Raw genomic sequence first — 24,064 nt, 5'->3', positions numbered from 1 at the left:
GGCTACACCCTGGCCCTGTGGACGGCCACCGCCGTGACCGCGTCCGCACGGGACACACCGTCCGCCGCGGAGGTGATGGCGCTGCTCACCGGCGCCACGCTCACCTACGTCGCGGTGGGGGCCGCCGCCCACGGCGGCCCCGGGCGTCCCCTGGCCCGCACGGCACCACCGGCCGGCCCCGTCTGGGCCGCACTGCACCTGCCCACGGTCGCCCTCGGCGCCGTGCTCAGCGCACTGCTGGCGCACGTCCTGTCCGGCCCCCTGCTGTGGGGCCTGGCGGGGGCCACCGCCACCGGCGTGTACCTGCTCGGCGCGGGCGCCCAGTTCTGGTGGGCCAGGACCGTACGGCGCCTCTCACCCCCGTCACCCGGACCGACCGTACCGACCGTACCGACCCGAGGAACCACCATGACGCTCGTACTCGACCCCGCCGCACAGGACCTGCTCTTCCGCGAGGCCCGCACCGCCAACACCTTCACCGACGCCCCGGTCACCGACGAGCAGGTCCAGGACATCTACGACCTGGTCAAGTACGGCCCGACCTCCATGAACCAGCAGCCGCTGCGGGTGGTCCTGGTCCGTTCCGAGGACGCCCGCGCACGCCTGGTCCAGCACCTGGCCGAAGGCAACAAGCAGAAGACCGCGACCGCGCCGCTGGTCGCCCTGCTCGCCGCCGACAACGAGTTCCACCAGGAACTGCCTGCCGTCTTCCCGCACTTCCCGCAGGCCAAGGACGTGTTCTTCGCCGAGCGCGCGGTCCGCGAACGCTCCGCCGCCCTGAACGCCGCACTGCAGGTGGGCTACTTCATCGTCGGCGTCCGCGCCGCCGGGCTCGCCGCCGGCCCGATGACCGGCTTCGACGCCGACGCGATCAACAAGGAGTTCTTCCCCGACGGCGACCACTGCGTCCTCGCCGTCGTCAACATCGGCAACCCGGGCACGGACGCGTGGTTCGCGCGCAACCCGCGACTGGCCTACGACGAGGTCGTCAGCACCGTCTGAGCCGGACGGCGAGGATGGGCGCGCTCAAGCCCCCGGGGCCGATCCCGGGGGCTTGAGCCATTTCGCGCGGGCCTGAATTCAGCCCGATCGTCAGTCGACAGCAAACCAGGCGGAGGGACCGATTCCGCTTTAGGATCCTCGATGGGTCGGCTGCCGCAGGGGATTCGCATTCCGGAACCCTTCGTATTGCGCGCCGCACATCGCAGAATTCGAACAGGAATAGGAGAGCCGCGCATGACCCCGATGGCGTTCCGTCGTGGCATTCTCACTTTCGGCCTCACCATGGCGGCTGTCGCCGCATGCGCCCCCGCGGCGAAGGTCGACAACGGCGAGGCGCCGGCTGCCGTCGTCGCTCCGGAAACGTCCATGCGGCCGACCGACAAACTGTCCGTCCTGCTCGAGCAGGCACTCCCGAACGTCAAGGGCAAGACGTTCACCTCAGCGGTCGTCGACTACCCGCCCGATGGGAGTACGCCCCCGCATCGGCACGGGGATGCCTTCGTCTACGCCTACGTGCTCAAGGGCACGGTGCGCAGTCAGCTCGCCGGAGAGCCGGTTCACACCTACCGCAAGGGTGAGTACTGGGTCGAGTCGCCGGGCGCCCACCACGTGCTGTCGGAGAACGCCAGCCGAACGGAGCCCGCGCAGTTGCTGGTCGTCTTCATCAGCGACACGGGGGATGCGATCAAGGTCGACGATCCGGCGAGCTAGGACATCGGTTGCGGTCGGCACCGCCGCGGCAGGCTCGGAGGAGAAGCATGAGCAGCCATGACGACGCGGATTACGCGGCCAGGGCGGCACGGCTGGGCTGTGCCACGCTGGTGGACGCGATGGGCCGCGTCCACAGCCATCGCGCGCACATCCTCGCCCTGTCCAGCCCTGATCCTTCCAGGACGCTGTTCGGGCCGGCCGTCACCATCGCGTACCAGCCCTACCGCGACGATCTGCCGCAGGCCGGGATCGGCTTCGGTGAACTCTTCGACCAGGCGGTCGGCGACGACCCGGCCGGGAAGGTCCTCGTGCTGTCCAGCGGCGGGTACCCGGACATCTCGCACGGTGGCGGTACGAAACTGTCTCGGGTCAAGCGTCACCAGCTCGCCGGTGTGCTGGCGGACGGCAGGCTGCGGGACTTCGCCCAACTGCGCGACCACGGCTTCGCGTCATGGTGCCGGGGCGAGGCGACGCGCTGGGGCGGCGACGTCGTCATGCCGTACGCGGCCGGCGTCGCCGTCGAAGTCGCGGGGGTGTGCATCACTCCCGGTGATTACGTCTTCGCCGACGCGGCGGGAGCCGTGGTCATCCCTCAGGCCGGCTTGGAGCGGGTGTTCCAGGAGGCGGCCAAGGTCGAAGCCGAGGAAGCCGAGTCCGTCGCCCGGCTCCTCGACGAACGCCCGCCCCGGTAGCGGCGCGGATTCCCGGCGGCCGCAGGCCCACGACACGAGACACGACACGACACATCGCTCCTCGCCACGTGACTCCTCCCCCGGTTGAAGTCGGGGGCTTCTCGTTACGCCGGGTTGGCGTCGCGACGGACCAGCCCGGCCCGTAAGACGTTGAGAGCTCCCACTGTGTCGGCGTGCGCGGTATGGCCGCAGGCGACGCAATGGAAATTCTCCTGTGTGGGCCGGTTCTCCTTCGCGGTGTGCCCGCATCGCGGGCAGGTGCGGGAGGTGTTGCGGGGGTCCACGGCGACCACTTCCCGTCCGGCGCTTTCAGCCTTGGCGTGCAGGATCGTCAGGAACACCCCCCATCCGGCATCGTTGATCGACTTGTTTAGCCCGGCCTTGGCGGCGGCCCCGTTGGGCAGGAACGTGCCTGGCTGATCGGGGTCGGGCTTCGGTGCGGGAGCCTTGCTCATGTTGCGGATCTTGAGGTCTTCGTGCGCGATGAAGTCGTGTGCACGAACCAAGCCGAGTGCGGTCTTGTGCGCGTGGTCAAGCCGCTGGCGACGTACCTTGCCGTGGAGCTGGGCAACCTTGTCCACCGCGCGTTGGTGGTTGGCGGTGCGGTCCTTCCTCTTACGGCGCGGGAACCGGGACAGGGCCTGCTGCGCTTCAGCAAGCTTCTGGGCCGCCCGGCGGCCGTAACGCGGCCCTGGCACGAACTCGCCACCCGAGTCGGCAAGGAAGTTCGCGATACCCAGGTCGATCCCGACCACGCTACCGGTCGCGGGCAGCGGTTCGGGCTGGTCCTGCTCGGTGGTCAGCACGACGAACCACTTGCGGCCCTCACGCTTGACCGAAACGGTCTTGATCCGGCCGGTCACGGCACGGTGCTGGTTGACCTTGACGTGGCCCACGCCCTGGAAGCGGACCCGGGTGACGAGATCGTGCGGGGTGGAGTTCCAGCGGCAGCCGTCCCCGTCCTTCGGGAAGTCCACCGTGTCGAACCAGTTCACCCCGCGAAAGCGCGGGTAACCCGGGGCATCACCAGATGCGACCCGGCGGAAGAACCCGGCGAACGCTTTGTCCAGACGGCGCAGGGTGGCCTGCTGCGAGGAGAACGACCAGCGGCCCTGACGCTCCGGGTCGAACGCCCGGATGTCCTTGAGCTGCGCGGACTGCATCCCATACGTCACGCTCGTCTTTGACGCGTGCCGGAAGGCGTCGCGCCGTTCCTGCAAGGCCCCGTTGTACAGGGAGCAGTGATCCCGCAACATCTCACCCAGCGCCTGCTCCTGGCGGACAGTGGGCCGCATGAGGAACTTGTACGCACGGATCATCCAACCCACCCCCTCCAGCCGAGTTTCACGTGATCCTACTGCGCTGGCGTATGTCACTGCGTTGGGAACCAAATCCCGACATCAGACGGGGAAACCACGTCGTTCACCACCTGCACGCACACTTGGTGTTCGTCACCAAGTACCGGCGTAAACCAGCGACAAGCTGCTGACACGCAGCGTGGTGATCATGCGGGACGTGTGCAAGAGCTTCGCCGCGGAGCTGCACGAATTCAGCGGTGAAGGCGATCACATCCACCTGCTCGTGTACCTTCCGCCGAAAATTGCCCTGTCCAAGCTCGTCAACTCCCTCAAGGGCGTCAGATCCCGACACCTCCGGGCGGAGTACACCGGCCGGATCAACCTGCGAAGAACAGGTGATGGACAGGTTGTCGGTCGAAACCGGCCGGTCGGTGGTCCTGTCCTTGTGGGGCGCGTCCGGTCCCGTGGTCTCGCTCGTCTCGGAGGCCGGCACGCATCCGATCCTGATCACCGTCCGGATCGGCTCGACCCTGGGGCCCGACTCGGCGCAGACCCGGCTGTTCGTCGCGCTGTGCAAGGACGAGGAGCGGGTGAAGAGGTACCTGGCCCGGATTCCGGACGAGGCGCGGACGGCGCTCGAGGGCACGCTGGAGCCGTGCCGGTCCCGCGGCCTCAGCTGGATCCGGGTGCCCTCGATCGACGGCGTGGTACTGGCCGCGGCCGTCTTCGACGAACACGACGTCGCGGCCACGGTGGCCTTGGTGGGCACCACGTCCTCGTTGCCGGAGCACGCGACGGAGATGGAGTCGGCGCTCCTGCGGACGGCAGCCGCCATCACCGAGGAACTGGGCGGCTCCGGCACCCGCGACGCGGCACTCGGCGACCCGGGCGTCTGAGCCCGCGGCCCGACCGCTTGCACACGGGCGGGGCGCGAGTTAGCCTCCGAATATAGTCACTTATGTTGACTATCGAGGTTTGTCCATCTCTCCGGCTGCAGGAGCGTGCACCATGCCGGACAACAAGTTCCACGAGTTCCTGACCCCCGACAACAGCGCCCTCGTCCTGGTCGACCACCAGGTGGGCCTCTACAGCGGCGTGCGCGACACCGGTCTGCTGGAGCTCAAGCACAACGTGGTGGCCTTGGCGAAGGCGGCACAAGTGCTCGAGGTCCCGACCGTCGTCACCACCACCTCCGCGGACAGCCTGTGGGGTCCGCTGATCGGCGAACTGGCCGAAGTGCTGCCCGACGGGGCCAAGGTCATCGACCGCAGCACGGTCAACGCCTGGCACGACGACCGGGTACGCGAGCGCATCACCTCCACCGGACGCGGGAAGCTCATCTTCTCGGGCATCTCGTTGGAGGTGTGCGCGACGCTGCCCGCCATCGCGGCCGCCGCGGAGGGCTACGACACCTACGTCGCGCTCGACGCGTCCGGGACGTTCTCCGACGCCAAGCGGGAGGCCGGCCTGATCCGGCTCCAGCAGGCGGGTGTCATCGTCAGTGACTACGCCACGCTGATGGTCGAGATCCTCGGCGACAACGCCTCGGTCAAGGCCGCCGAGGTGTACGCGGCCCTCGACATGCCGTTCGCCGTGCTCGTCGGACAGATCTCCGCCGCGTACGGCACGTAGCGGCCGCGAGTCGTGTTCCCGGTGCCGGGACCGCCATCGGCCCCGGCACCGGGATGACGCATGTCGGCTCGGCTACTCGCCGGTCTGCTGCCGCAGCCGCTCGTCGAGCCAGGCACGGGCCACGCCCCAGGAGTGCCCGTCCGGGTCGATCACGTCGAAGTGGTCCGCTCCGGGTGACATGACGAGGGTGACGTCCGCTCCCTTGGCCGTGGCCGCTTGCGCGTAGGTCTCCGCGTAGGCCGGCGGGATCACCTCGTCGGCGGAACCGTGGATGACCAGGACCGGGACCCCGCCGTCGGCGAGTTCGACGGGGGAAGCGACCGCGTACCGGTCGGCGTGTTCCGCGACGCTCCCTCCGAGCAGCAGCCGGGCGATGCCGTCCCCGGCCCGAGCCGCCACCGCCGGCCACACGTCGGTGTGGGACGGCGGCGGCGCGTTGGGCGGGACGTCGGCATCGGAGTCCGTCATCCCGTTGCCGAGTGCCACCGAGTCGGCGTGGACCAGGTCCAGCACGCCGGCCAGCGACACCACTGCGATGGGCTTGATCCCGGGACGCGCGCCGGGAACGCCGTCCGGCAGGGCGGAGCGGTGCGCGACCCATGTGGCCAGGTGCCCGCCCGCCGAGTGTCCGACCACCAGAACACGGCTCGCGTCGACCGCCGGGTCGAGGTGGGCGACGGCGTCGACGGCCGCCGCCATGTCGTCGAACGTCCCCGGCCACCCGCCGCCGGGTTCGCCGATCCTGCGGTACTCCACGTTCCAGACGGCGTAGCCGCGTGCCACGAGGTCCTCGGCCAGCGGTACGACCTGCCGGCGGTCGAACATGGCCGTCCACCATCCGCCGTGCACCAGGACCACGACGGGGAAGGGCCCGTCGCCCTCGGGGAGGTACAGCTCCCCGACCTGGGACGGCTGGGGTCCGTACGCGACGGTCCGCACGGCTCGGGAGCCGTCGGCCGCGTCGTCGTAGCGCACACCGCTGTCGGCGCTGACGAGCCGGTCGATCGTGGCGAAGAACGCGGCGATCTCGGGGAGGTTGCCCCCCTTCGCGCGCGACTCGTCGAAGGCCAGCGCGTCCGCCCATTCGACGACGTCCAGCCAGGTGTCGTCGGCGAGGCGCACCAGGCGTGCGCCGATGAAGCCCCTGCGGTCCTTGCGGAACGCCGACAGCATGCCGGAGCGCGCCGACAGCATGTCCGACGTCCTGTCCGGTGCGACGACGAACGTCGTCAGCTCGATCACAGACATCCTCAGCTCCTGACGGGTGATGCACGGAACACGTTTGGTGATTAGTGAGCAAACTTGATAGTCACTGATCTTGACTATTCAACCTTAGGTGTCCGCGGGGACGGCTGCAAGCGAGAGCGGAGGCCGGGCGGAGGGCCGGACGGCATGCGCGTGGGCATCCACCGCGGTGAACACACGGGCGGTGCGCCCCGGATGCACAGCGGGCACCCGGCGAGGCCGCCACACTACGATCGACCGTAGTGAGGGACTCCAGACGCAAAGGGGTGGCCGGCCGTGCGGCGCAGTGAACGGAAGGTGACGGATCCCGACATCGGGATCATGTCCGCACGCGTGCTCTTCTCGGTCCAGAAGGAACTCTTCGAGAAGCTCGCCGAGCAGGGCCATCCCGAGCTGCGCCCTCAGCACGGCGCGGTGCTGGGATACATCGACGAAGAGGGCAGCCGGGCGACGGAACTGTCCCGGCTGTCCGGCGCCCACAAACAGGTCATCGGCAATCTGATCGACGAACTCGAAGCCCTGGACTACGTGGAGCGCCGCCCGGACCCCAGTGACAGGCGCGCGAAACTGATCGTGCCCACCGCCCTGGGACGCGACCAGATGCGCAAGTCCGACGCCATCATGGCCGCCATCGAGGGGCGTCACGCCGAGGAGATCGGCAAGCAGGAGTACGCACGCTTCAAGGACGCGTTCCGGCGGATCACCGCGCTCCAGACCGAGCGGTTCGACGAGGCCGCGACGCCCCGGCGGCGGCGCCCGGCGGCCGGAGACTGACCGTCTACAGGCGGGCGGTCATCCCGCCGTCTATCGCGAGCGCGGCTCCGGTGATGAACCCGGTCTCGTCGCTCAGCAGGAACGCCGCGAACGCGGCTATCTCCTCCGCCCGGGCCATCCGCCCGAGCGGGTGCATCGCTTCGGCCGAGCGCCAGGAGTCCTCCGGTGCCAGGTCCGGGTCGGCCCGCGCAAGAGCCCGCGACAAGGGCGTGTCGACGCCGCCGGTGACCAGGGCGTTGACCCGGACGCCGGCCGCGGCCGCGTCCAGCGCAGCCGACTGGGTGAGCCCTATGACGCCGTGCTTGGCCGCGTTGTAGGGGGCCATGTGCGGGTAGGCGGCGACGCCGCAGACGGAGGCGTTGTTCAGGATCGCGCCCCCGCCGCTCGCCTGGAGCGCGGGTATCTCGTACTTCAGGGCGTAGAAGACGCTCGTGAGGTTCAGCTCCAGGTCCGCGTGCCAGGCCCCGCTGTCGACCTCGGTGACCCTGCCGTCCGCGGTGGGGGCGCCCGCGTTGTTGAACGCGCCGTCGAGCCTGCCGTACCGGCTCAGCGCCTGCCCGACCGCCTCCTCCACGTCGGCCTCCACGGTCACGTCGGTGGGTACGAAGGTCGCCTCGCCTCCGGCGGCCTTGATGTCGGCCGCCAGCGCCTCACCGACCTCCCGGCCGCGTGCCGCGAGGACGAGCTTCGCGCCCTCGCCCGCGACGCGCTCCGCTGTCGCCCAGCCCATGCCCGAGGTGGCCCCGGTGATCAGGATGACCTTCTCTGCGAAACGTGCGTACACGATCACTCCCATGGCCGGTCGGGCCGGAAGGTGGAACTCCCACGCGAAACGGAAAGTAATAAGTCTTGATTGTCGTAATTTGCACCATAGAGGTTAAGCTGCTCCGCGCCCGGCGGCAACCCTGCCGAAACCGCTCCACCGCCCTAGGCTGACTGTTGTAGGGCAAGCCAGAAGGGAGCAGGTCATGGCCGACAACGCCACGACGACGCACCCCGCGACCCACGCACTCCCCCGCTCCGTCACACGACTGGAGATCCCGGTCGGAGAGGATTACGCGGACTTCCGCGCCCGTTACGAACAGGCTGTTCCTCCGCTCGACTACCAGCGCACCTTCGAACTGGTCGCCGAAAGGGCGACGTGGAGCGCCGTGCGCGATCTGGCGGACGAGAACGCGCCGCTGGGGTTCATGATCTACTGGAAGTTCGACGCCCAGCCGCTGTTCGGCGTGGCCGGCGATCAGGCCCGCTGCACCGAGTACCTGATGGGCAATCACATCATCGCTGAGCGCATGTACCGGCACGATGCCGGGGCCCTGATGTACGCGCCCCTGCGCACCACGATCCACGAATCCCCCTCCGGGGAGGTGCTGTTCGCGATCGACCGCCCCAGCGACACGGTCGCCGCGCTCGGGCGGCCCGAGATCACCGACGTGGGACGCGAGCTGGACCGCAAGGTCGGAGACCTCCTGCGTCATCTCGGCGCCCCCGTGCCCGAGGAGCTGACCTGACCAGGCGGCGCTCGTAGGTCCTCGGCCCGCGTTGTCGTACCCCCGGCGTAGCATCCGCCCGGAGTCTGGATTGCGGTGTGTGGCTGACGGAGGCGCGTGGATGACGAGCACGACGAGGGAAGCCGAATTCGAGGCCCTCAAAGGCGGCCTGGACCGGCAGCGGCAGCATGTCCTCGGGATCCTCGCCGGCCTCTCGGAGGACGACCTGCGCCGGCCGGTGCTGCCCAGCGGCTGGAGCTGCCTGGCGCTGGTGCGCCATCTGACCCTGGACGTCGAACACTTCTGGTTCTCCGGCGTCATCGCGGGCGAGCCGGCTGCGGCCCGGCAGCTCACGGCGGAGGCGCAGGCACACTGGTCCGTGCCCGAGACGATGAGTGCCGAGGAGGTCTTCACCGACTACCGGGCGGCCGTCGAGCGCGCGGACGCCGTCCTGGCCTCCACGGCACTCGAACAGCCGCCTGCCGCCTGGCCCGAGGAGATCTGGCCCGACTGGCGGCTGCCCGACGTGCGCCACATCCTGATCCACGTGCTCACCGAGGTCGCCTGCCACAGCGGCCACTTGGACGCCGCCCGCGAACTGATCGACGGCACGACCTGGCTCGGCGGCGACCCCTACGCCCGTGACTGACCGCAGCGGGGTGTGACGGCTCGTCAGGAAGCCGAGGAGCCGGGCCCGGCGCCCGCGATCCCGGCGGCGTCACGCTGGAGCCGGGCGAGGGCGTGGACCGTGTCGCGGGTCGCCGGGTACAGGCCCCGGTAGAGGCTGTGCAGCCTGTCGTACGCAGCCTCCGTGGCCGGGTCCGGTACGCACTGCTCGCGGACGGGGTTCCACGTCGCGGTGGCCGTTCCACCGTCCCATTGGGCGGCGAGCCGGGCGGCCCCGTAGGCGGCTCCGACGGTGACGGTAGGGATGTCCTGGGGCAGCCCGGTGACGTCGGAGACGATCTGCGTCCAGAGCCTGCCCTGCGTGCCCCCGCCGACCGCGACGACCCGCTCGATGTCGGCGCCCGCCTGGCGCACAGCCTCGACGTTGTGGCGCACGCCGTGAGCGGTGGCCTCCAGCGCGGCCCGGTACAGGTCGCCGCGGGTGTGCTCGACGGTCAGGCCGGCGATCACCCCGCGAGCGTCGGGGTCGGCGATCGGTGTCCGCTCACCGGCGAAGTACGGGAGCATCGCGAGCCCGCGCGCGCCGACGCCGCTGTCCGCGGCCTCCGCCAGCAGGTCCGCGCGGTCGGGTGAGCCGAACAGGCCGCGCAGCCACTCGGTGACCGCGCCGGAGGTGGCCATGCCGCCGGCGAGTGAGCGCGTGCCCGGGAAGGCGCCGATGGTGCTCCACAGTTCGGGCACGCGCAGTTGCCCGGTGACGGTGGCGATGAGGAACATCGTCGTGCCGTACATGAGCATCAGGTCGCCCGGTCGGGTCGCGTCGACGCTGACGGCCTCGGCCCAGGCGTCGATCGTTCCGGTGAGGACGGGCGTGCCCGGCAGGAGCCCGGTTGCCGCTGCCGCCCCGGCCGTCACCGTGCCGGCCTGGTCACCGGGCCAGCGCAGCTCGGGCAGCTCCGCGTGCGGCCACACCGCGTCCACCCAGGGGCGGTACCACTCGTGCGCCCGGGTGTCGTAGAAGGGGACCGACTGGCTTGCCGAGTGGTGGTCGAGCACGTAGGCGCCGGTGAGCCGGTGGGCGAGGAAGGAGGCCGGCATGAACAGCCGCCGTGCGGCGCCGAACACCTCGGGCTCGTGCTCGGCCACCCAGGCCACCTTCGGCCCCACCGCCTGTGTGGACAGCACGCTGCCGCACCGGTCGAGGACGGCCAGGCGGCCGAGTTCGGCGTCGAGCCGGGCGATCTGCGCGACGGCCCGCGTGTCCACGCCGTACAGGACGGCCGCACGCAGCGGCCGGTTCGCGGCGTCGGCCAGAGCGACGCAGGGGCCCATGCCGCTGACGCCGACCGCCTCCACGCGCGTACCGCCCGACAGGAGGTCGCGGGTGATGCCGCGGAACTCCCGCCACCACACCTCGGGGTCCATCTCGACGTGTCCTGGTCTCGGGCGGGAGACGGTGTGCGTGCGCACGGCGGTCGCGATCACCGTGCCCGATGCGTCGACCAGGACGCCCTTGCTGCTGGATGTGCCGACGTCGACACCGAGAAAGGCCATACCTGCATGTCACCACACGGGTGGGCCGTCGCACCGAAAACGCAGGTCCTGCTGTGGGCAGGTGCGCATCATTCGCCGCCGGCCCCGCCTCCCGCGTCCCGGCCGCGCCCTTCGCGTCGCGCGCCGAAGTGCGCCCTGCCCGCTTGCCCGGACAGTGCCCCGAGCCGTCGGCTCCGGGAGGTCGGGGGACGGAGCGCCGCGGGCCTGGTAGAACAGGCGTCGATGGGCATCCGGGAGCGCGACCGCAAGGTGTACCGGCCGCTGCGGCGGGCCGGCCTCGAGGTGATCCCGAACGCCGTGCCGGACGGCACGATGCCGTTCGTCCACGGATACGGCACCGAGGACGTGGACGGCGGCTTCTCCCGCCCGTACGACACCGCGCGGCTCGTCGAGCGGCTCAATGGGGACTGGTACGACCTCGCCGTCGCCTCGGGACTTTTCGACCACCGCCGCGAATTCCTCGTCCAGCTTCCGCAGGGCGCCCGAACCCACCAGGCCGCCCTGCGGGACCTGCACAACGGCAGCCACCCCGCGCCGGCGGTCTGGACCCGGGTCCGGCTCCTGGAGCGCTGGGACATCATGGGACGGGGTGCGGCATCGGCGTTCCTCGGCGTCCACGCGGGTCACCCCGGCTTCGCCATGATGGCGCTCGACGGCAGCGTGTACCTCGGTGCCTCGACGGGCGAGGTCGGCGTCGACGTGCTCACGGTGCGCCACCCGGACCGATCGGAGAACGTCCTGCGGTACCTGGAGTGGATCGCGCTGCACGACCGTCCCTACGTCAACCGCGAGTTCAGGGAGCGGATCGCCGTCTGGCTCGCCGGCCGCACACCGGACGCCGTCGGCCTTGCGGGCGGCTGACGCCGCGATCCAGGCGACGGGCGGCAGGCGGCAGGCCACGGCTGGGGGCGGCGGCCGGGAGGCAAGTTGATCGTTGCACCACACACCCATTAGGCTCTTGCATCATCAAGTAAATTGTCGGACGTGCAGGGCGCTCCCGGCGAACGGCGAGCCGGCGAGGACGCCCGACACGCCACCGGTCTGCCACGCACCGGGGAACGACAGGAACGAGCGGCCGGTCAGCGCCGCGCATGTGAGGGAGGAACCGGGGTGTCCGGCAGATCACACAGCCCCTACGGCTTCTGGTACCGGCTGGCCGCGGCCATCGCGAAACCCGTGCTGTTCGTCCTCGTCAGGCGCCGGTGGCGCGGGCACGAGCACATACCCGCCGAGGGCGGTTTCATCACCGCGGTCAACCACATCTCGTACTTCGACCCGCTCACCTACGGGCACTTCCAGTACAACAGCGGTCGGCCGCCCCGGCTTCTGGCCAAGGCGTCCCTCTTCACCATCCCCTTCGTCGGCACGGTGCTGCGCAGGACCGGCCAGATCCCCGTCCACCGTGGAACCGCCGACGCCGCGCTGGCGCTCCGTGACGCGATCGCCGCCGTCAACGAGGGCGAGTGCGTCGCGGTCTACCCGGAGGGCACCGTCACGCGCGACCCGCACCTGTGGCCGATGGCCGCCAAGACCGGTGCGGCACGCATCGCGCTGACGACCGGCGCGCCCGTCATCCCGGTCGCCCAGTGGGGCGCGCACCGGATCGCACCGCCTTACGCGCGCGGGGGACGTGGCAACCGCCGGGTGTGGCTGGTACCCCGCCAGACCGTGCACGTCGTGGCGGGACCCCCGGTCGACCTCAGCCGCCACCACGGCAAGGAGCTCACGCCGGGCGTTCTGAAGGACGCCACGGAGGACATCATGACCGCCATCACCGCGCTCCTCGCCGACATCCGCGCCGAGCAGCCGCCCGCCGAACGCCACAGCGTGCGCCGCGCCGCACGCGAACGCGGCAAGTGACCCGCGGGGCCGCGCGCAGCGGCAAAGGGTACCGCCCACAGGTGAGTTGATCGCCGGACGTGTCACGGCCCGTGGCGGAGGATTCTCCGCCACGGGCCGCTCAACGGCGCCCGGTGGGTCACGCCGTCACACGCTTCGGTCGCGCCCCCGCACCCGCGCCGGGGTGCGCGCCGTCACGATGGGCTCGAGCAGCCGCCGCGGGGTGTTGATCGCGCTGGAGACGGGATCGTCGTCGGTCCCCTGAGGCTGGAAGCCCGGTCCGGGTTCCATGCGGATTTCCGGGACCGGGACGGCCGCACCGCATTCCTGGCAGCGTCCAGGGCCGCGGCCCCGGCAGCCCTCCAGAAGCTCTTCCACGGCACGAACACGGCGGAGCGCTGCGGGTGGCGCAGGCGGTGCTGCCGGCGATGCGCGAAAGGCGGGCGGGTCGTCTCGTCTTCGTCTCCAGCATCCAGGGGCGCCTGGTACTGCCGATGATCGGCCCCTACGGCGCCGGCAAGTGGGCGCTGGAGGCGCTCGCCGAGACGCTCGCCATCGAGACGGGTCACTTCGGCGTCAAGGTGACCGTCGTGCAGCCCGGCGCTGTCTCCTCGGGGGGCGGGGAGCGCGCCAAGGTGTTCCTGAAGGAGGACGATCCCTACGCCCCGCTCTACGCGGCCCTGCCCGTCCTCCGGGGTGAGCTCATCACCCCCGAGGACGTGGCCGCCGCGGTGGCCGACACGATCGAACAGCCCGCGCCTGCACTGCGCGTGCCGGTCGGCGCGCCCGCCGAGCAGGTGTTGCGGGCCCGCAAGGAGGCCCCGGAGAACGAGCCCTTCCTGACGGCGAAGATCAACTGGTAAGGGTCCCTGAGGCACCCTTCGCCTGCCACAGGTCGCGGAGCAGGGCGATCTCGGCCATGTGGTGGATGAGTTCCAGGTTGCCGCCCGCGAGCACGCCGACGAACGGCTCGTCGGGGTCGGAGCCGTACGGGTACTGCGAGAAGCCGATCGTGTCGAGCTGCTCATCGGTGACGGTGGCGACGCTCTCGCGCCAGCGGTCGATCACCGCCCAGAACCGCTGGAGTGCCACGTCCGCGGAGGGCGTGAAGTCCACGAGCAGCTTGGGCTCGTGCCGCCGTTGGCCGAAGGTCCACTCCCATCCGCCCGCGAAGCAGAAGTGCAGGTGCCCCAGGCGCCACGCGATGGTCGTGACCGGTGTCCGGTCGGGCTCCGGCGGGCCGATGTGGGCCAGGACCTGCTCGACCCGTTCGGCGCTCACGCTCCAGTCCTCGGCGATCTTGTCGACGGTCATGCCTCCTGCGGCCTGCCGGGCCACCTCCGCGTACTCGCTCGCCGGGATGTCCGGGGCGCCCAGGTCCAGCACCCACTCTCCCGGACCGAACGCCCTGGGTGTCGTCGCCTCACCCCGGCGCCGGATCGACCAGCAACCGGGCACGGGCTCCCACAGGTACTCCTCGTCCCCGAGCCCCGCGAGCCGCACCTGGGCCATCTCCCGGGCGTGGTCGAACTGGTCGAGCAGCAAGCCCAGCCGGTCGGTCCGCGCGCCCTCTGTCGCCATGTGTCCGGCTCCCTCCGCGGTCGCTTTTCGTCACTGCGCCCAGCGAAGCTAACGGTTCACCTCACGGGACGCGACCGATTTCCCGGCCCACGCCCTCAGCGCTCGGCACAAGGCGCTCAGATGCGGATGCCGAACTGGAACGGCATGTTGTTGATGGACTCGTAGCGCACGAGCGTGCCGGTGCGCGGCGCGTGCAGGACCAAGCCGTTGCCCGCGTAGAGACCCACGTGATGCAGGTCGCCGTAGAAGAGGACGAGGTCGCCGGGCATCAGCTGGCTCATCGACAGACGCGTGCCCGCGTTGGCCTGCAACTGGGAAGGCCGCGGTATGTGTGCGCCGGCCTGGGCGTAGGCCCAGGAGGTGAGGCCGGAGCAGTCGAAGGCATTGGGACCGGACGCGCCGTAGACGTACGGCAGGTCGAGCTTGGTCTTGGCCGCGGCGAGGGCGGCGGCGGCGAGCGAGGAGGCCGGGGTGTCGTTGCCCAGGTCGACGCGCTCGTTGGAGCGGTTGGCGCGGGCGTCGGCGGCGGCGAGGGAAGCGCGCTGGGAGGCGGTCAGCGAGTTGAGGAGCTTCTGCGCCTCGGCCAGCTTCGCCTGGACTTCCTTCTTCTTCTTGCCCAGCTCGGTGCGGGTCTCGTCGAGCTCGTTGAGCTTGCTCGCGGCCTCCGCCTTCTGCTGGTTGAGGGTGCGCTTCTTCTCGGCGATCTGCTGGAGCGCCTCGGCCTGCTTGGTGCTCAGCTGGTCGAGGGTGGACGCCTTGTCGAGGTAGGTGTCCGGGTCGGCGGAGAGGAAGAGCTGGAGCGTCGGGTCGATGCCGCCGCTGCGGTACTGGGCGCTGGCCAGGGTGCCGAGGTCGTCCTGGAGGTCGTTGAGCTCCGACTGCTCGCGGGCCACCTCGTCCTGCAGGTCCTCGACCTGCTTCTGCAGATTCTGCTGCTTCTCCTTGGCGCCGTTGAACTTCTCGGTCGCCTGCTCGGCCTGCTCGTAGAGACCGTCGACCTTGGCCTTGACGCTCTTGACGGACGGCTTGGCCGGCGCGGCCTGGGCGGCCTGCGCGGACAGGGCGACGGCTGCGGCGGCGGTCGCGGTGAGCACGGTGACACGTGTGCGACCGGCCTGCTTGGGACGACGGTGGGACGCCACTGGCGCGAGCTCCTTCTTCCTCCGGCCGCCTGCCGCACGCGTACGGCACTTGAGAATCGGCGGGGACCTCCGCCGCCATCCCGAATGGATGACCGACCGGGCAGAGGTTCGAGTCACGACACTAATCATTGATTCGCGACCGAATCAAACCCCTGGAGGGAAAAGGCCGTCCAGCCACTATTTCTTTACCCGCACCATCCTTCTCCACCGATGTGGCGCAGGTCACACCGTGAAAAGTTGCCTCAATATCGGGCGCATTTCAGCCACATCGGCATCGGCCCCGGATACGCGCCATCAATACCCCTGACAGGTTTCCCGCATTCGGGCCGCCGTGAATTCCGCCTTTACGGTGGCCGGCGTCGGGTCCGTGCAGGGCGGGCGGTAGCCTCTTCTCTGTCCGCGGAGGAGAGGGATCCACCAAGTGAAGCCCCTGGGAAGCCTGTTGCTGGCGACGGGAACATCCGCCGCCACGTTCGTCACCTGGGCCTACGGGACGTTCTCCGGTGGCATGGACGTACGGGAGACCTGCGAACTCGTCGCGGGCGAGCATTATGATCCCGGCTACAGAGCAGCACACTTCCAGGAGTTCGCCCAGGTCTTTCCCCTGCACAACAAATGCAACGCCTCATACGACCTGGTCCCGGGATGGGTCAACGCGGCCGTCCTCGTCCTGGCTCTGGCGACGGTGGTGCTTGTGGGCAAGGCCCTCGCGGGGACCGTCAACCATTTCAGGTACCGTCGACGCGCAACGGCACCCTCTGTCCCCGCCGGCAACTGACCATCGCCTTCGCGCCCAGGGACCGTGTCAGTGCCCCGCCGCATACTGACGCCCATGCAGATGACGGAGCACACACTCGCTCAGGCATGGCAACGGACGGTCGCGGGTTCCGACCTGCTCGACGACGCCATGCTCCCGCCGATCGGCACGTCCCGCGACCAGTACGCGCGGCGCGTGGGCGCTCACGGCGGCCTCCTCCTCGTCCTCGACGAGGACGGCACGGTGCACGGCTACAACAGCCCCTACCAGGAGGTCTTCGCCACCCGGGACGTGGACCAAGTGCTGTACTACGTCGCCGAGCAAGCGGTCCGTCACCTCGCCGAGCACATCGTGGCCCACTCCCCCGGCCAGGGCCCCGTCGGCAACCTCGTCGCCGGGCAGGCGAAGATGCTGGAGGAGATCAACCCCGCCTGGGGAAGCCGATTCCGCAGCGGCGGCGTGGACGGAACACGGGCGCGCCCGTGCGGACGCGACCCGCTGGAAGGCCTCGCCTGGATCGCCCGAACCTGGCGGGATCAGGACCCGTACACCGACATCGTCTTCTTCCGCGGCGAGGGCGTCAGCGCCGAGGAGATCGCGCTGCTGCACGGGGCCGACCCGGAGCATGTCGCCGCCGGGACGCGTCTGTCGGACCTGCACGGCATCGACGGCCACGGCCGCGACCACGGGGACACCGCCTGGAAGTCCTGCTGCTTCGGGCAGGCGGGCGAGTGGGCGTTCCTGATGTACCACGAGACGCCGCCCGGCAACCGGGCCGGCAAGGCGGAGCTCTCCCGGCTCGGGGTCACCGAGACGGTGCGCCTGAGCGCCTGCTCCGCGAAGGCCATCTACACCTTCGACTACACGCGCGACGGCGCCCGTGTCGACGACGACTCGGGCGTGATGGAACTGATCTGGTACCACCGGGGCCAGGCCCCCTACTACCGGGGCGGCCGGCTCGACTTCCTCAACCAGGCCATACGCCGTGCCGAACTGGACCACCCCGAGCTGACCGACGCGTTCGAACTGTACTTCCACGCCCTGGACGACGCGCTCGGTCTGCGACTTCCCCAGCACGACATCGAGGAGGGAACGGTCCGGGCCGCGCTGTGGGCACCCCGGGACAAGGGCCGGGGTTGAGGGTCCGGCAGGTCCGGCGCGCCCGCGCGTGCACCCGGGCAGCCGCGACGCCACCCGGGTGCGGCAGCCGGGTCAGTCGCGCGAGAACAGCCCGATGCCTTCGGGGATCGCGCGCTCGGCGCCGCCCGTGGGATGGTTCCGGACGACCGGCGCGCCGGACACGGGGTCACGGGTCACGAGGGTGGAGGAGCCGCCGCCGTCCAGGTTCACGCCGTCTTCGGCGCCCACGGCCTGGAAGACTCCGGCCAGTTCGGCGACCGTCAGTCCGGCCCCCGCCTCCGCGCTGCCGTCCAGCACCAGGAGGTGGAGCAGCCGGCCGTTGTCGCCGATGGCGGCTCCGGTCCTGGTCGCCACGGCCTTGTCGTCCAGGCCGGGCAGCGGCGCGCCGTCGCGCAGGACGGGGTAGCCGCCGACGGCGAACTTCAGCCGCTTGCCGCTGGTGCTCCGCAGCGTGTCGGAGACGTGGACGCTCTCGCCCACCCGGAGCGTACGGAGTGCCGCCGCCCCGCCCTCGCGGCCGACCAGGACCACCGTGCCGGGTTCGATGGCGCCGGCGCCGATCGTGTCGGACCCGGCGACCACCCGGCCGTCCCGCACGGTCACCTCATACGCGTCCGTGGTGCAGGCGGCAGCGCGCAGGGTGTCGGTGCCGCACACGGCGCGCCGGCGCGACACGTCTCCCCACCGCGAGTCGAAGGCACCGATCCCGCCTTCGGGGATCGCGTACTGGTTCAGGCCCTCGAGGTCGAACCGCTTGCCCTTCTGGGCCCGTACCGTGCCGTCGAGGGTGAGCTCGTCCAGCCGCGCCTTGCGGTTGTAGCCGACGCCGATGACGTCGCGGGTCGACGTCCCGGGCGGCAGACCCGGCCCGAAGCGCTGACCGTTCGGTACCGCCGCCTTGAGCGCCACACCGTCGGAGATCGCCGGTCCGACCGCGGAGCCGGTCGCCTGGACGCCAGGGTGCTGCGTCTCGTCGATGTTGAAGAAGTCGGCGTTGACACCCGCCACCGCGCCCTGTGCCGCGGCCAGTTGGGACAGCTTGGCGCGGGAGGCTACCTTCCCCGGTGAGAGCAGGCCCACCGAGACATGGCGGTCGCGCAGATCGGCGGTGACCACATGGCCGGTGACCGTGCCGTGCGACGCGGTCACCGAGAAGGACTGGTAGGTGATGCCCGGCGCGATCGTCACGCCGTCCGCCACCCGGACCCGCTCGACGGCGTCCGCCTGGCCTGCCCCTGCGCCGAACAGCATCGTCGTCGTCGTGATCAACGCCGCCGCGGAAACGGCGGCCCCGCGGACCCGACCGATCGTTCTCGTCATCTGATGTCCCGTCGTATGTGCGTGCGTGACGCACGAGTACTGGCCGGAGTCATCAGAAGGGGCTCAAGGGAAGTGCTGGTAGCGGTTTCCTGACGGGTCGAGGAATCCTTGCGGACCGGACCGGGGGCGCACCTCGTGGTCCGGCCCCGACGAACCGGCCGCGCTGCGTGAGCTCGTTACCCAGCCGCACGTCGGTGGATGCCGCATCGACGACGCAAACCCGACCTGATCACCGATGACGGACGGCCTCTGGCATCACGTCGCATGATTGCACTGGTCGTCACCATCGGTCTGGCGTTCGTCGGTTACGTCGTCACCTACCTCAACGGTCTTCGCCTGTCACAGCGCCAAGAGCGACTTGCGCGCGTGAACCGCCAGCTCAGTGACTTCTACGGACCGCTGTTCGCCCTCACAGAGGCCAACAGTCGCAGCTTCCGCGCGTTCAAGGAACGCAACGCTCGTCCCGACGGCAGATCGCCGTTCGTTCATGAGACGCCTCCCACCGAGGAGGAACTCGCGGAGTGGCGGTTGTGGGTCACCACCGTCTTCCTGCCGAACATCCAGGCCATGCGCGATCTCGTCATCAGGCATGCGGATCTCCTGACAGAAGCCGAGATGCCGCCGATCCTGCTTCACCTGTGTGCGCACGTCTCGGGCTACGAGATCACGGCTGCCAGGTGGACGCAGGGCAACCACGAACACCACCTGTCGTTGGTGTCCTTCCCCAGCGAGGAACTCGCCACGTACGCACAGCACGGGTTCGCCGGCCTGAAGACGGAGCAGGCCCGGCTGTTGGGACAACGCAGCCTCCGCTGACCAGTGCACGAACACCTACGCCAGCGCAGAGCCGGCCTTCCACTGCTCCCAGGGCATGTTCCAGCCGTTGAGGCCGTTGTCGGGCGCGATGGTGTGGTCGTGGGAGTGCTTGACGACGACCACGTCGCCGATGAGGGAGTTGTTGTAGAACCACGCCGCGTCCTGCCCGGAGTCGCCGCCGCCTTGGACGTCGTTCAGGCCCACGCAGCCGTGGCTGACGTTGGAGTTCCCGAAGACGGAGTCGTCCGCCCAGTAGTTGCCGTGGATGAAGGTGCCGGAGGTGGACAGGCGCATCGCGTGCGGGACGTCGGGGATGTCGTACTCCCCCGCGTATCCCACGGTGGCGCCGTCCATGCGGGTGGAGATGAGCTTCTGGGAGATCACCATCTGTCCGTTGTACGTGGTGCTGCCCGGTGCGCCGGAGGTGATCGCGATCGTGCGGACGGTGCTGCCGTCGCGCTCGACGCGCATGGTGTGGGCGGCGGCGTCGACGGTGGAGACCTGACGGCGGCCGACGGTGAAGCGGACCGTCTTGTCCTGGGTTCCGTAGGCGTTCGCGGCGCCCTTCACTCCGTCCAGGCGCAGGCTCAGGGTGACCTCGGTGTGCGCCTTCCAGTACGTCTGCGGACGCAGGTCCAGGCGCTGGTCGCCGAACCAGTGGCCGACGATCTCCTGGCCGCCGTCGCTGGTGACGCGTATGCCGCGTTCGACGGCCGCCTTGTCGGTGACCGGCTTGTTGAAGGTCAGCGACACGGGCATGCCGACGCCGACGGTCGAGCCGTCCTCGGGGGTGAAGGTGCCGATGAGGCGCTCGTCCTTCGTGAGCGTGGTGAAGGACAGGCGCCGGGTCTGCGTCCGGCCGGCTTCGTCCGAGGCGTGGACGACGAGCCGGTACGAGGTGCCGTGGGCCAGGGTGCCGTCCGGGGACCAGCGGCGGTGGTCGGCGGCCACGGTGCCGCGTACCGGATCTCCGGCCGCGGTGGTGAGGGTGACGGACGAGATCTTCCCGCCGGAGACCTCGACGTCGCCGGCGCTGCGGACGGATGCGTGCCGCTCGCCGTCGGCGGCGCCCGTGGTGAGGCGGAAGGCGGCCGACGCGGCCCGCAGCTCGGGTGAGGAGGCCGTGGACGGCGCCGTCCCGTGCGCGGCGGGCGCGGTGGCGGGCTGCTGGCCCGCGCAGGCGGTGAGCACCGACGCCCCGGCGACGGCAAGGGCGATCACGGTGCGGTGGGGAAGGGACGACACGCTTACTCCTGTGGACCGCGGAACTGTCATCGGGCGAGAGAGGCCGCGTCGCCCATGACGACGACGGGGTGGTCGGCGGGCTCGAGGGCCCGCAGCAACTGCTTCATGTGCGACTTGGAGAGGCTGACGCAGGCATGCGTGGGGCCGCCGTGGTCGACGTGGATCCATATCCCGCCGCCGCGGTTCGCGCCCATCGGCTGGGCGCCGTTCATCGGCGACGTACCGGGCTGGCGGTTGTAGTTGATGGCGATGACGTAGTCGAAGGAACCCGCGAGCGACTCGCCCTCGAAGCCGACGCCGCTGATGGAGAAACCTCCGGAACGGTGGTAGGGCAGCTTGGTGCCGGGGTCGGCCAGGAGTCCGCCGGCGTCGGTGAGACCGAACACCCCTATGGGGCTGTGCAGGTCGCCGGCGTAGTGCTCGTCGGTCCAGCCCTTGTAGCCGTTGTGCGCGGCCCATTCCGCACCCGGACGCCAGCCGCCGTCGACACGCTCCCAGAGCACGACCTTCGCGGACGACGACTTCTTGCCGGCTCCGGTGACCAGCACGACCTGCCGGGTGCGGGCCGGGATCTGCGACAGGGTCTGGGGGCCGAGCCCCGGCAGTTGGGCGGGGTACTGCGGTTTTGGGGGCTGCGACGGGACCGTCGTCCGCGGTGTGGCGGGGGCGCCCGCCGGCTGACCGGTCGCCGGGTCGGGGGCGTCCTGGACGACGGAGGCCGTCTCGGGGGAAGGGGTGGGGTTCGCCTCGGGTACGTGCTGATAGGCGGCGATGCCGAGCGAGGAGACGATGACCGCGGCGGTCGCGGATATGTAGGGCCTGTGGAGGCGCATGGGTGCTGGCTTTCTCACGAGGGCGGGAAGTCGGGGGCGGCCCCGTGGCGGGGCGCGCGGTTCCGGCCGGGGACCGGGTGGTGTCGGTGGGCGATGCGGCACGCCGGGCATCGCCGCCCGTGTCATGGGCGCGGCCCTGGGCCGTGAAGGGGGTCTCACACCCGTTCAACCGGGCGGACTCCAGTTCGGGTTGCCCCGATGTCGGGGACCCGGGCCGGGACGCCGGGGACACGGGACATGCCGGTCATACCGGTCATGCCGGCCGTCGCCGGGGAACCGCCGCGGCGCGTCAGCGGCGGATCCCCGGGTCCGTCAGTCGGTGCTCGCCGGGGGCGAGTCACCTTCGTGCGTGCTCCTGGTGGGCCGAGGAGAGCTCGGCCGTGGGCTCAGCTGCGGGCGTTCTTCGGCACGGTGATCTGGTGCTCGCCCCAGCTCATCCGGGTGGTCGCGTTGTAGTTCACCGTCGTACCGGCGCCGAGCCCGGCTTCCTTGGCCCGGGCGGACGGTTCGGCCAGTACGAGCACGTCACTGAGCATGGCGCCGGTGGACGGATCCACGATCAGCCGCTCCCGCGTCGTGCCCAGCGGTCCCGGGTAGCCGATGGGGAAGTCGACCCCGACACCCTCGCGTCCCAGGGGATCGGTGACCTGCCCGGTCACCCGGACTCCGGGCAGCTCCGCCATCACCCGGTACGCGGCCGCCCGGACGCCGGGCTTCACGGGCATCGTGATGAGGTTGCCGGCCTGGCGCAGGATCCAGGCGCTGCGCGCCGAGGCGCCGGTGTCGGCGCCGCCGTCCTGCGCGTACAGCCGCTCCAGGTGGCGGCGCAGTTCCGCGCTGGTGGAGGGCAGTGCGCGCAGGTCCTTGTACGTGACGTTGTGCGGGCCGACGGCGTAGATCTTGTCGTCGACGTTGGTCCGCATGACCATGGGCCGCCGCCCGGTGCCCATCACGGTGCTGAGCCTGCCGGTCCCGTTGTTCTTCCCGACCTCGAACTCCACCGTGCCGGGCGAGCCCGCGGCCTGCCAGCGGGCCTTGTCGGCCGCGGTCCGGGGCTCGGTCACGGAGTCCAGGCCGGAGACCATCAGGCTCCCGGTTCCGGGCCGCACGCCCACCGACCACTCGTCGGTCGACGCGCTGCGCACGGCGAAGAGGTGGCCCTCCTCACCGGCGACGTCCACGTTCTCCGAGCGCGTGGTCGTCTGCCAGTACGTTCCCTCGGCGACCGAGGTCTCCGCCTGCTTGGCCGCGCCGAGCAGCTCGATGTGGCCGTCGACACGGATGTCCGCGCCGGTGCCCGGGACCTCCGTTCCGGCGGAGGACCGCGGCTGGGCGGCCTGCCCGTCCGCCGGCTCCTGCCAGTCGAGCGTGCTCACGGCCACCACGGACGCCGCCACCGCTGCCAGGGCCACCGCTCCCAGCGGCCGGAACCCGCTCCTGCGGCGCGGCGCGAGAAAGCGTGCCGCGGGGCCGTCCGTCGCTCCGGCGACGATGCGTGCGAGGTCCTCCCGCTGCCGGGCGGGGTCCACGAGCCGGGACGGGTCCAGTTCGTCGGGCCGTGCGTCCGCGAGCACCTTCATGACGTCGGGCCGCCCGGACGGCTTGTGGATGTTCTTCACGCGGGTGCTCCTTGGCGGTGAGTGGGGTACGAGGTCTCTGCGGAGGGCGCGGACGGCGGCTCGGACGGCGGCTCTGCCACGGGCTCTGCCGGAGGCGCCGCGTCCAGGGCCTTCTCCAGTCGGCGGCGCGCCCGGAACAGCCGGACGGTCAGCGTCGCGGTGGTGCAGTCCAGGACCTGGGCCGCTTCCTTGGCGCTCAGGCCGTGCCAGGCGATCAGCGTCAGCAGTTCCCGGTCGGCCTCGGGCAGGCTCGCGAGGGCCTGCAGCGCGTCGTGCCGGTCGGTGACCTGCGCCGCGACGTCACCGGCGTCGGTCCGGGCGCCGCTGCTGATGCGCTGTGCCTCCTCGGTGGCCAGGAGGTACTGGTGGGCGTCCCGGCGACGCAGTTCGCGCACCAGGTTGCGTGCCACGCCCAGGAGCCACGGCAGTGCCGGATGAGGGATGTCCCGCACCCGCCGCCAGGCGACGGTGAACGTCTCGCTGGTGATGTCCTCCCCTACCTGCCGTCCGACCAGGCTGGTGGCGTAGGCAAGGACACGCGGATAGCACTCCTCGTAGACGTCCCGGAAGCGTTGGGCATGTGTCACGCGCCGTCCCCTCATGTCGCACTCTCACCATGCAATGAGCTCGGCGGCCGGTTTCTTACATCCCGGATCGAGAAATTCCGTGGATGTGGTCCACATCACGCCGGGGAGCCAGATCCTGACGCCGCCTGGCCCGGACGGCGTCGGGAAGCCGGCGGGGGTG

Annotated in this window: 26 protein-coding genes and 1 pseudogene; 15 read left to right on the top strand and 12 right to left on the bottom strand. The window is 70.6% G+C overall.

Annotated elements, in window-relative coordinates; genetic code table 11:
• The first annotated feature begins 408 nt into the window (after positions 1 to 408).
• The 3 genes from ACFV3E_RS39550 to ACFV3E_RS39540 all read left to right on the top strand — a co-directional run bounded on the left by ACFV3E_RS39550 (position 409) and on the right by ACFV3E_RS39540 (position 2,405).
• Entirely contained in the window at positions 409 to 1,002 is a 594-nt protein-coding gene (locus tag ACFV3E_RS39550) for a malonic semialdehyde reductase (RefSeq protein WP_500540346.1), read from the top strand.
• Between the two features lie 234 nt (positions 1,003 to 1,236).
• On the top strand, positions 1,237 to 1,713 hold the full coding sequence (locus ACFV3E_RS39545; RefSeq protein ID WP_500540291.1) for a cupin domain-containing protein: 477 nt from the start codon (positions 1,237 to 1,239) through the stop codon (positions 1,711 to 1,713).
• A 47-nt stretch (positions 1,714 to 1,760) separates the two neighbouring features.
• Positions 1,761 to 2,405, top strand: coding sequence for an RraA family protein (locus ACFV3E_RS39540; RefSeq protein WP_500540289.1), 645 nt, complete (start codon positions 1,761 to 1,763; stop codon positions 2,403 to 2,405).
• 104 nt (positions 2,406 to 2,509) lie between these two features.
• Here the strand turns inward: ACFV3E_RS39540 and ACFV3E_RS39535 are convergent, their stop codons facing one another.
• Positions 2,510 to 3,724, bottom strand: a complete 1,215-nt coding sequence (locus tag ACFV3E_RS39535; protein WP_500540287.1) for an RNA-guided endonuclease InsQ/TnpB family protein — start codon at positions 3,722 to 3,724, stop codon at positions 2,510 to 2,512.
• 50 nt (positions 3,725 to 3,774) lie between these two features.
• Between ACFV3E_RS39535 and tnpA the strand changes: the two are divergent.
• The 3 genes and pseudogenes from tnpA to ACFV3E_RS39520 form a co-directional block, all read left to right on the top strand.
• Positions 3,775 to 4,085: pseudogene (gene tnpA / locus ACFV3E_RS39530) on the top strand (IS200/IS605 family transposase); the annotation flags it as partial.
• Between the two features lie 16 nt (positions 4,086 to 4,101).
• A complete protein-coding gene (locus ACFV3E_RS39525) occupies positions 4,102 to 4,599 on the top strand; it encodes a hypothetical protein (protein WP_500540348.1) in 498 nt (165 codons plus the stop codon).
• Between the two features lie 112 nt (positions 4,600 to 4,711).
• Complete coding sequence (locus tag ACFV3E_RS39520; protein WP_500540285.1) at positions 4,712 to 5,335, top strand: isochorismatase family protein; 624 nt, start codon at positions 4,712 to 4,714, stop codon at positions 5,333 to 5,335.
• A gap of 72 nt (positions 5,336 to 5,407) precedes the next feature.
• Here the strand turns inward: ACFV3E_RS39520 and ACFV3E_RS39515 are convergent, their stop codons facing one another.
• Positions 5,408 to 6,583 (bottom strand): alpha/beta hydrolase family protein, encoded by a 1,176-nt coding sequence (locus tag ACFV3E_RS39515; RefSeq protein ID WP_500540283.1) that lies wholly within the window; start codon positions 6,581 to 6,583, stop codon positions 5,408 to 5,410.
• A 318-nt stretch (positions 6,584 to 6,901) separates the two neighbouring features.
• Here ACFV3E_RS39515 and ACFV3E_RS39510 point away from each other — a divergent pair, with 318 nt between their 5' ends.
• Complete coding sequence (locus tag ACFV3E_RS39510; RefSeq protein ID WP_500540282.1) at positions 6,902 to 7,354, top strand: MarR family winged helix-turn-helix transcriptional regulator; 453 nt, start codon at positions 6,902 to 6,904, stop codon at positions 7,352 to 7,354.
• Between the two features lie 4 nt (positions 7,355 to 7,358).
• On the opposite strand, the gene ACFV3E_RS39505 is transcribed toward ACFV3E_RS39510, so the two are convergent.
• A complete protein-coding gene (locus tag ACFV3E_RS39505) occupies positions 7,359 to 8,138 on the bottom strand; it encodes an SDR family oxidoreductase (protein ID WP_500540280.1) in 780 nt (259 codons plus the stop codon).
• A gap of 184 nt (positions 8,139 to 8,322) precedes the next feature.
• On the opposite strand from ACFV3E_RS39505, the gene ACFV3E_RS39500 reads away from it, so the two are divergent.
• Both ACFV3E_RS39500 and ACFV3E_RS39495 read left to right on the top strand, forming a co-directional pair.
• Positions 8,323 to 8,865, top strand: coding sequence for a DUF302 domain-containing protein (locus tag ACFV3E_RS39500; RefSeq protein ID WP_500540278.1), 543 nt, complete (start codon positions 8,323 to 8,325; stop codon positions 8,863 to 8,865).
• 100 nt (positions 8,866 to 8,965) lie between these two features.
• A complete protein-coding gene (locus ACFV3E_RS39495) occupies positions 8,966 to 9,493 on the top strand; it encodes a DinB family protein (RefSeq protein ID WP_500540276.1) in 528 nt (175 codons plus the stop codon).
• 23 nt (positions 9,494 to 9,516) lie between these two features.
• Here ACFV3E_RS39495 and ACFV3E_RS39490 read toward each other — a convergent pair whose 3' ends face one another.
• Positions 9,517 to 11,025 carry an FGGY-family carbohydrate kinase gene (locus ACFV3E_RS39490; protein ID WP_500540274.1) on the bottom strand — a complete coding sequence of 503 codons (1,509 nt, stop codon included), beginning with the start codon at positions 11,023 to 11,025 and terminating at the stop codon, positions 9,517 to 9,519.
• A gap of 222 nt (positions 11,026 to 11,247) precedes the next feature.
• On the opposite strand from ACFV3E_RS39490, the gene ACFV3E_RS39485 reads away from it, so the two are divergent.
• The gene (locus ACFV3E_RS39485) at positions 11,248 to 11,886 is read left to right on the top strand and encodes a hypothetical protein (protein ID WP_500540272.1); all 639 of its coding nucleotides are present in this window, start codon (positions 11,248 to 11,250) and stop codon (positions 11,884 to 11,886) included.
• A gap of 249 nt (positions 11,887 to 12,135) precedes the next feature.
• Positions 12,136 to 12,885 (top strand): lysophospholipid acyltransferase family protein, encoded by a 750-nt coding sequence (locus ACFV3E_RS39480; protein WP_500540270.1) that lies wholly within the window; start codon positions 12,136 to 12,138, stop codon positions 12,883 to 12,885.
• A 126-nt stretch (positions 12,886 to 13,011) separates the two neighbouring features.
• Here ACFV3E_RS39480 and ACFV3E_RS39475 read toward each other — a convergent pair whose 3' ends face one another.
• Positions 13,012 to 13,155 (bottom strand): hypothetical protein, encoded by a 144-nt coding sequence (locus ACFV3E_RS39475; protein WP_500540268.1) that lies wholly within the window; start codon positions 13,153 to 13,155, stop codon positions 13,012 to 13,014.
• 113 nt (positions 13,156 to 13,268) lie between these two features.
• Here ACFV3E_RS39475 and ACFV3E_RS39470 point away from each other — a divergent pair, with 113 nt between their 5' ends.
• Positions 13,269 to 13,727 carry an SDR family NAD(P)-dependent oxidoreductase gene (locus tag ACFV3E_RS39470; protein WP_500540267.1) on the top strand — a complete coding sequence of 153 codons (459 nt, stop codon included), beginning with the start codon at positions 13,269 to 13,271 and terminating at the stop codon, positions 13,725 to 13,727.
• Here the strand turns inward: ACFV3E_RS39470 and ACFV3E_RS39465 are convergent.
• Both ACFV3E_RS39465 and ACFV3E_RS39460 read right to left on the bottom strand, forming a co-directional pair.
• Complete coding sequence (locus tag ACFV3E_RS39465; RefSeq protein ID WP_500540265.1) at positions 13,717 to 14,445, bottom strand: DinB family protein; 729 nt, start codon at positions 14,443 to 14,445, stop codon at positions 13,717 to 13,719. The genes ACFV3E_RS39470 and ACFV3E_RS39465 overlap by 11 nt on opposite strands.
• A 116-nt stretch (positions 14,446 to 14,561) precedes the next feature.
• Complete coding sequence (locus ACFV3E_RS39460; RefSeq protein ID WP_500540263.1) at positions 14,562 to 15,587, bottom strand: C40 family peptidase; 1,026 nt, start codon at positions 15,585 to 15,587, stop codon at positions 14,562 to 14,564.
• A gap of 421 nt (positions 15,588 to 16,008) precedes the next feature.
• Here ACFV3E_RS39460 and ACFV3E_RS39455 point away from each other — a divergent pair, with 421 nt between their 5' ends.
• Entirely contained in the window at positions 16,009 to 16,365 is a 357-nt protein-coding gene (locus ACFV3E_RS39455) for a hypothetical protein (protein ID WP_500540261.1), read from the top strand.
• A 54-nt stretch (positions 16,366 to 16,419) separates the two neighbouring features.
• On the top strand, positions 16,420 to 17,484 hold the full coding sequence (locus ACFV3E_RS39450) for a hypothetical protein (RefSeq protein WP_500540259.1): 1,065 nt from the start codon (positions 16,420 to 16,422) through the stop codon (positions 17,482 to 17,484).
• 72 nt (positions 17,485 to 17,556) lie between these two features.
• Here the strand turns inward: ACFV3E_RS39450 and ACFV3E_RS39445 are convergent, their stop codons facing one another.
• Positions 17,557 to 18,804 carry a phosphodiester glycosidase family protein gene (locus ACFV3E_RS39445; protein ID WP_500540257.1) on the bottom strand — a complete coding sequence of 416 codons (1,248 nt, stop codon included), beginning with the start codon at positions 18,802 to 18,804 and terminating at the stop codon, positions 17,557 to 17,559.
• Between the two features lie 264 nt (positions 18,805 to 19,068).
• On the opposite strand from ACFV3E_RS39445, the gene ACFV3E_RS39440 reads away from it, so the two are divergent.
• Entirely contained in the window at positions 19,069 to 19,620 is a 552-nt protein-coding gene (locus tag ACFV3E_RS39440; protein WP_500540255.1) for a hypothetical protein, read from the top strand.
• A 15-nt stretch (positions 19,621 to 19,635) separates the two neighbouring features.
• Here the strand turns inward: ACFV3E_RS39440 and ACFV3E_RS39435 are convergent, their stop codons facing one another.
• The 4 genes from ACFV3E_RS39435 to ACFV3E_RS39420 form a co-directional block, all read right to left on the bottom strand.
• Complete coding sequence (locus ACFV3E_RS39435; protein WP_500540253.1) at positions 19,636 to 20,895, bottom strand: L,D-transpeptidase; 1,260 nt, start codon at positions 20,893 to 20,895, stop codon at positions 19,636 to 19,638.
• Entirely contained in the window at positions 20,892 to 21,698 is an 807-nt protein-coding gene (locus tag ACFV3E_RS39430) for a L,D-transpeptidase family protein (RefSeq protein WP_500540252.1), read from the bottom strand. Before ACFV3E_RS39430 ends, ACFV3E_RS39435 begins: the two co-directional genes overlap by 4 nt.
• 386 nt (positions 21,699 to 22,084) lie before the next feature.
• Positions 22,085 to 23,317 carry a CU044_5270 family protein gene (locus ACFV3E_RS39425; protein ID WP_500540250.1) on the bottom strand — a complete coding sequence of 411 codons (1,233 nt, stop codon included), beginning with the start codon at positions 23,315 to 23,317 and terminating at the stop codon, positions 22,085 to 22,087.
• Positions 23,314 to 23,904 carry an RNA polymerase sigma factor gene (locus ACFV3E_RS39420; protein ID WP_500540248.1) on the bottom strand — a complete coding sequence of 197 codons (591 nt, stop codon included), beginning with the start codon at positions 23,902 to 23,904 and terminating at the stop codon, positions 23,314 to 23,316. Before ACFV3E_RS39420 ends, ACFV3E_RS39425 begins: the two co-directional genes overlap by 4 nt.
• Between the last annotated feature and the right edge of the window lie 160 nt (positions 23,905 to 24,064).

The organism is Streptomyces sp. NPDC059718 (genome assembly GCF_042733315.1).
Lineage (GTDB): Bacteria > Actinomycetota > Actinomycetes > Streptomycetales > Streptomycetaceae > Actinacidiphila.
The sequence above is the reverse complement of the archived record's forward strand: the minus strand, read 5'-3'. Positions and strand labels throughout refer to the sequence as shown.

What these genes read in the sequence shown, in the direction of transcription:
- ACFV3E_RS39545 (WP_500540291.1), top strand. Translation starts at nt 1,237, where the DNA reads ATGACCCCGATGGCGTTCCGTCGTGGCATTCTCACTTTCGGCCTCACC.
- ACFV3E_RS39490 (WP_500540274.1), bottom strand. Translation starts at nt 11,025, where the DNA reads ATGGCCTTTCTCGGTGTCGACGTCGGCACATCCAGCAGCAAGGGCGTC.
- ACFV3E_RS39525 (WP_500540348.1), top strand. Translation starts at nt 4,102, where the DNA reads ATGGACAGGTTGTCGGTCGAAACCGGCCGGTCGGTGGTCCTGTCCTTG.
- ACFV3E_RS39495 (WP_500540276.1), top strand. Translation starts at nt 8,966, where the DNA reads ATGACGAGCACGACGAGGGAAGCCGAATTCGAGGCCCTCAAAGGCGGC.
- ACFV3E_RS39550 (WP_500540346.1), top strand. Translation starts at nt 409, where the DNA reads ATGACGCTCGTACTCGACCCCGCCGCACAGGACCTGCTCTTCCGCGAG.
- ACFV3E_RS39485 (WP_500540272.1), top strand. Translation starts at nt 11,248, where the DNA reads ATGGGCATCCGGGAGCGCGACCGCAAGGTGTACCGGCCGCTGCGGCGG.
- ACFV3E_RS39440 (WP_500540255.1), top strand. Translation starts at nt 19,069, where the DNA reads ATGATTGCACTGGTCGTCACCATCGGTCTGGCGTTCGTCGGTTACGTC.
- ACFV3E_RS39520 (WP_500540285.1), top strand. Translation starts at nt 4,712, where the DNA reads ATGCCGGACAACAAGTTCCACGAGTTCCTGACCCCCGACAACAGCGCC.
- ACFV3E_RS39540 (WP_500540289.1), top strand. Translation starts at nt 1,761, where the DNA reads ATGAGCAGCCATGACGACGCGGATTACGCGGCCAGGGCGGCACGGCTG.
- ACFV3E_RS39535 (WP_500540287.1), bottom strand. Translation starts at nt 3,724, where the DNA reads ATGATCCGTGCGTACAAGTTCCTCATGCGGCCCACTGTCCGCCAGGAG.
- ACFV3E_RS39510 (WP_500540282.1), top strand. Translation starts at nt 6,902, where the DNA reads ATGTCCGCACGCGTGCTCTTCTCGGTCCAGAAGGAACTCTTCGAGAAG.
- ACFV3E_RS39430 (WP_500540252.1), bottom strand. Translation starts at nt 21,698, where the DNA reads ATGCGCCTCCACAGGCCCTACATATCCGCGACCGCCGCGGTCATCGTC.
- ACFV3E_RS39435 (WP_500540253.1), bottom strand. Translation starts at nt 20,895, where the DNA reads ATGACAGTTCCGCGGTCCACAGGAGTAAGCGTGTCGTCCCTTCCCCAC.
- ACFV3E_RS39465 (WP_500540265.1), bottom strand. Translation starts at nt 14,445, where the DNA reads ATGGCGACAGAGGGCGCGCGGACCGACCGGCTGGGCTTGCTGCTCGAC.
- ACFV3E_RS39445 (WP_500540257.1), bottom strand. Translation starts at nt 18,804, where the DNA reads ATGACGAGAACGATCGGTCGGGTCCGCGGGGCCGCCGTTTCCGCGGCG.
- ACFV3E_RS39450 (WP_500540259.1), top strand. Translation starts at nt 16,420, where the DNA reads ATGCAGATGACGGAGCACACACTCGCTCAGGCATGGCAACGGACGGTC.
- ACFV3E_RS39515 (WP_500540283.1), bottom strand. Translation starts at nt 6,583, where the DNA reads ATGTCTGTGATCGAGCTGACGACGTTCGTCGTCGCACCGGACAGGACG.
- ACFV3E_RS39500 (WP_500540278.1), top strand. Translation starts at nt 8,323, where the DNA reads ATGGCCGACAACGCCACGACGACGCACCCCGCGACCCACGCACTCCCC.
- ACFV3E_RS39475 (WP_500540268.1), bottom strand. Translation starts at nt 13,155, where the DNA reads ATGGAACCCGGACCGGGCTTCCAGCCTCAGGGGACCGACGACGATCCC.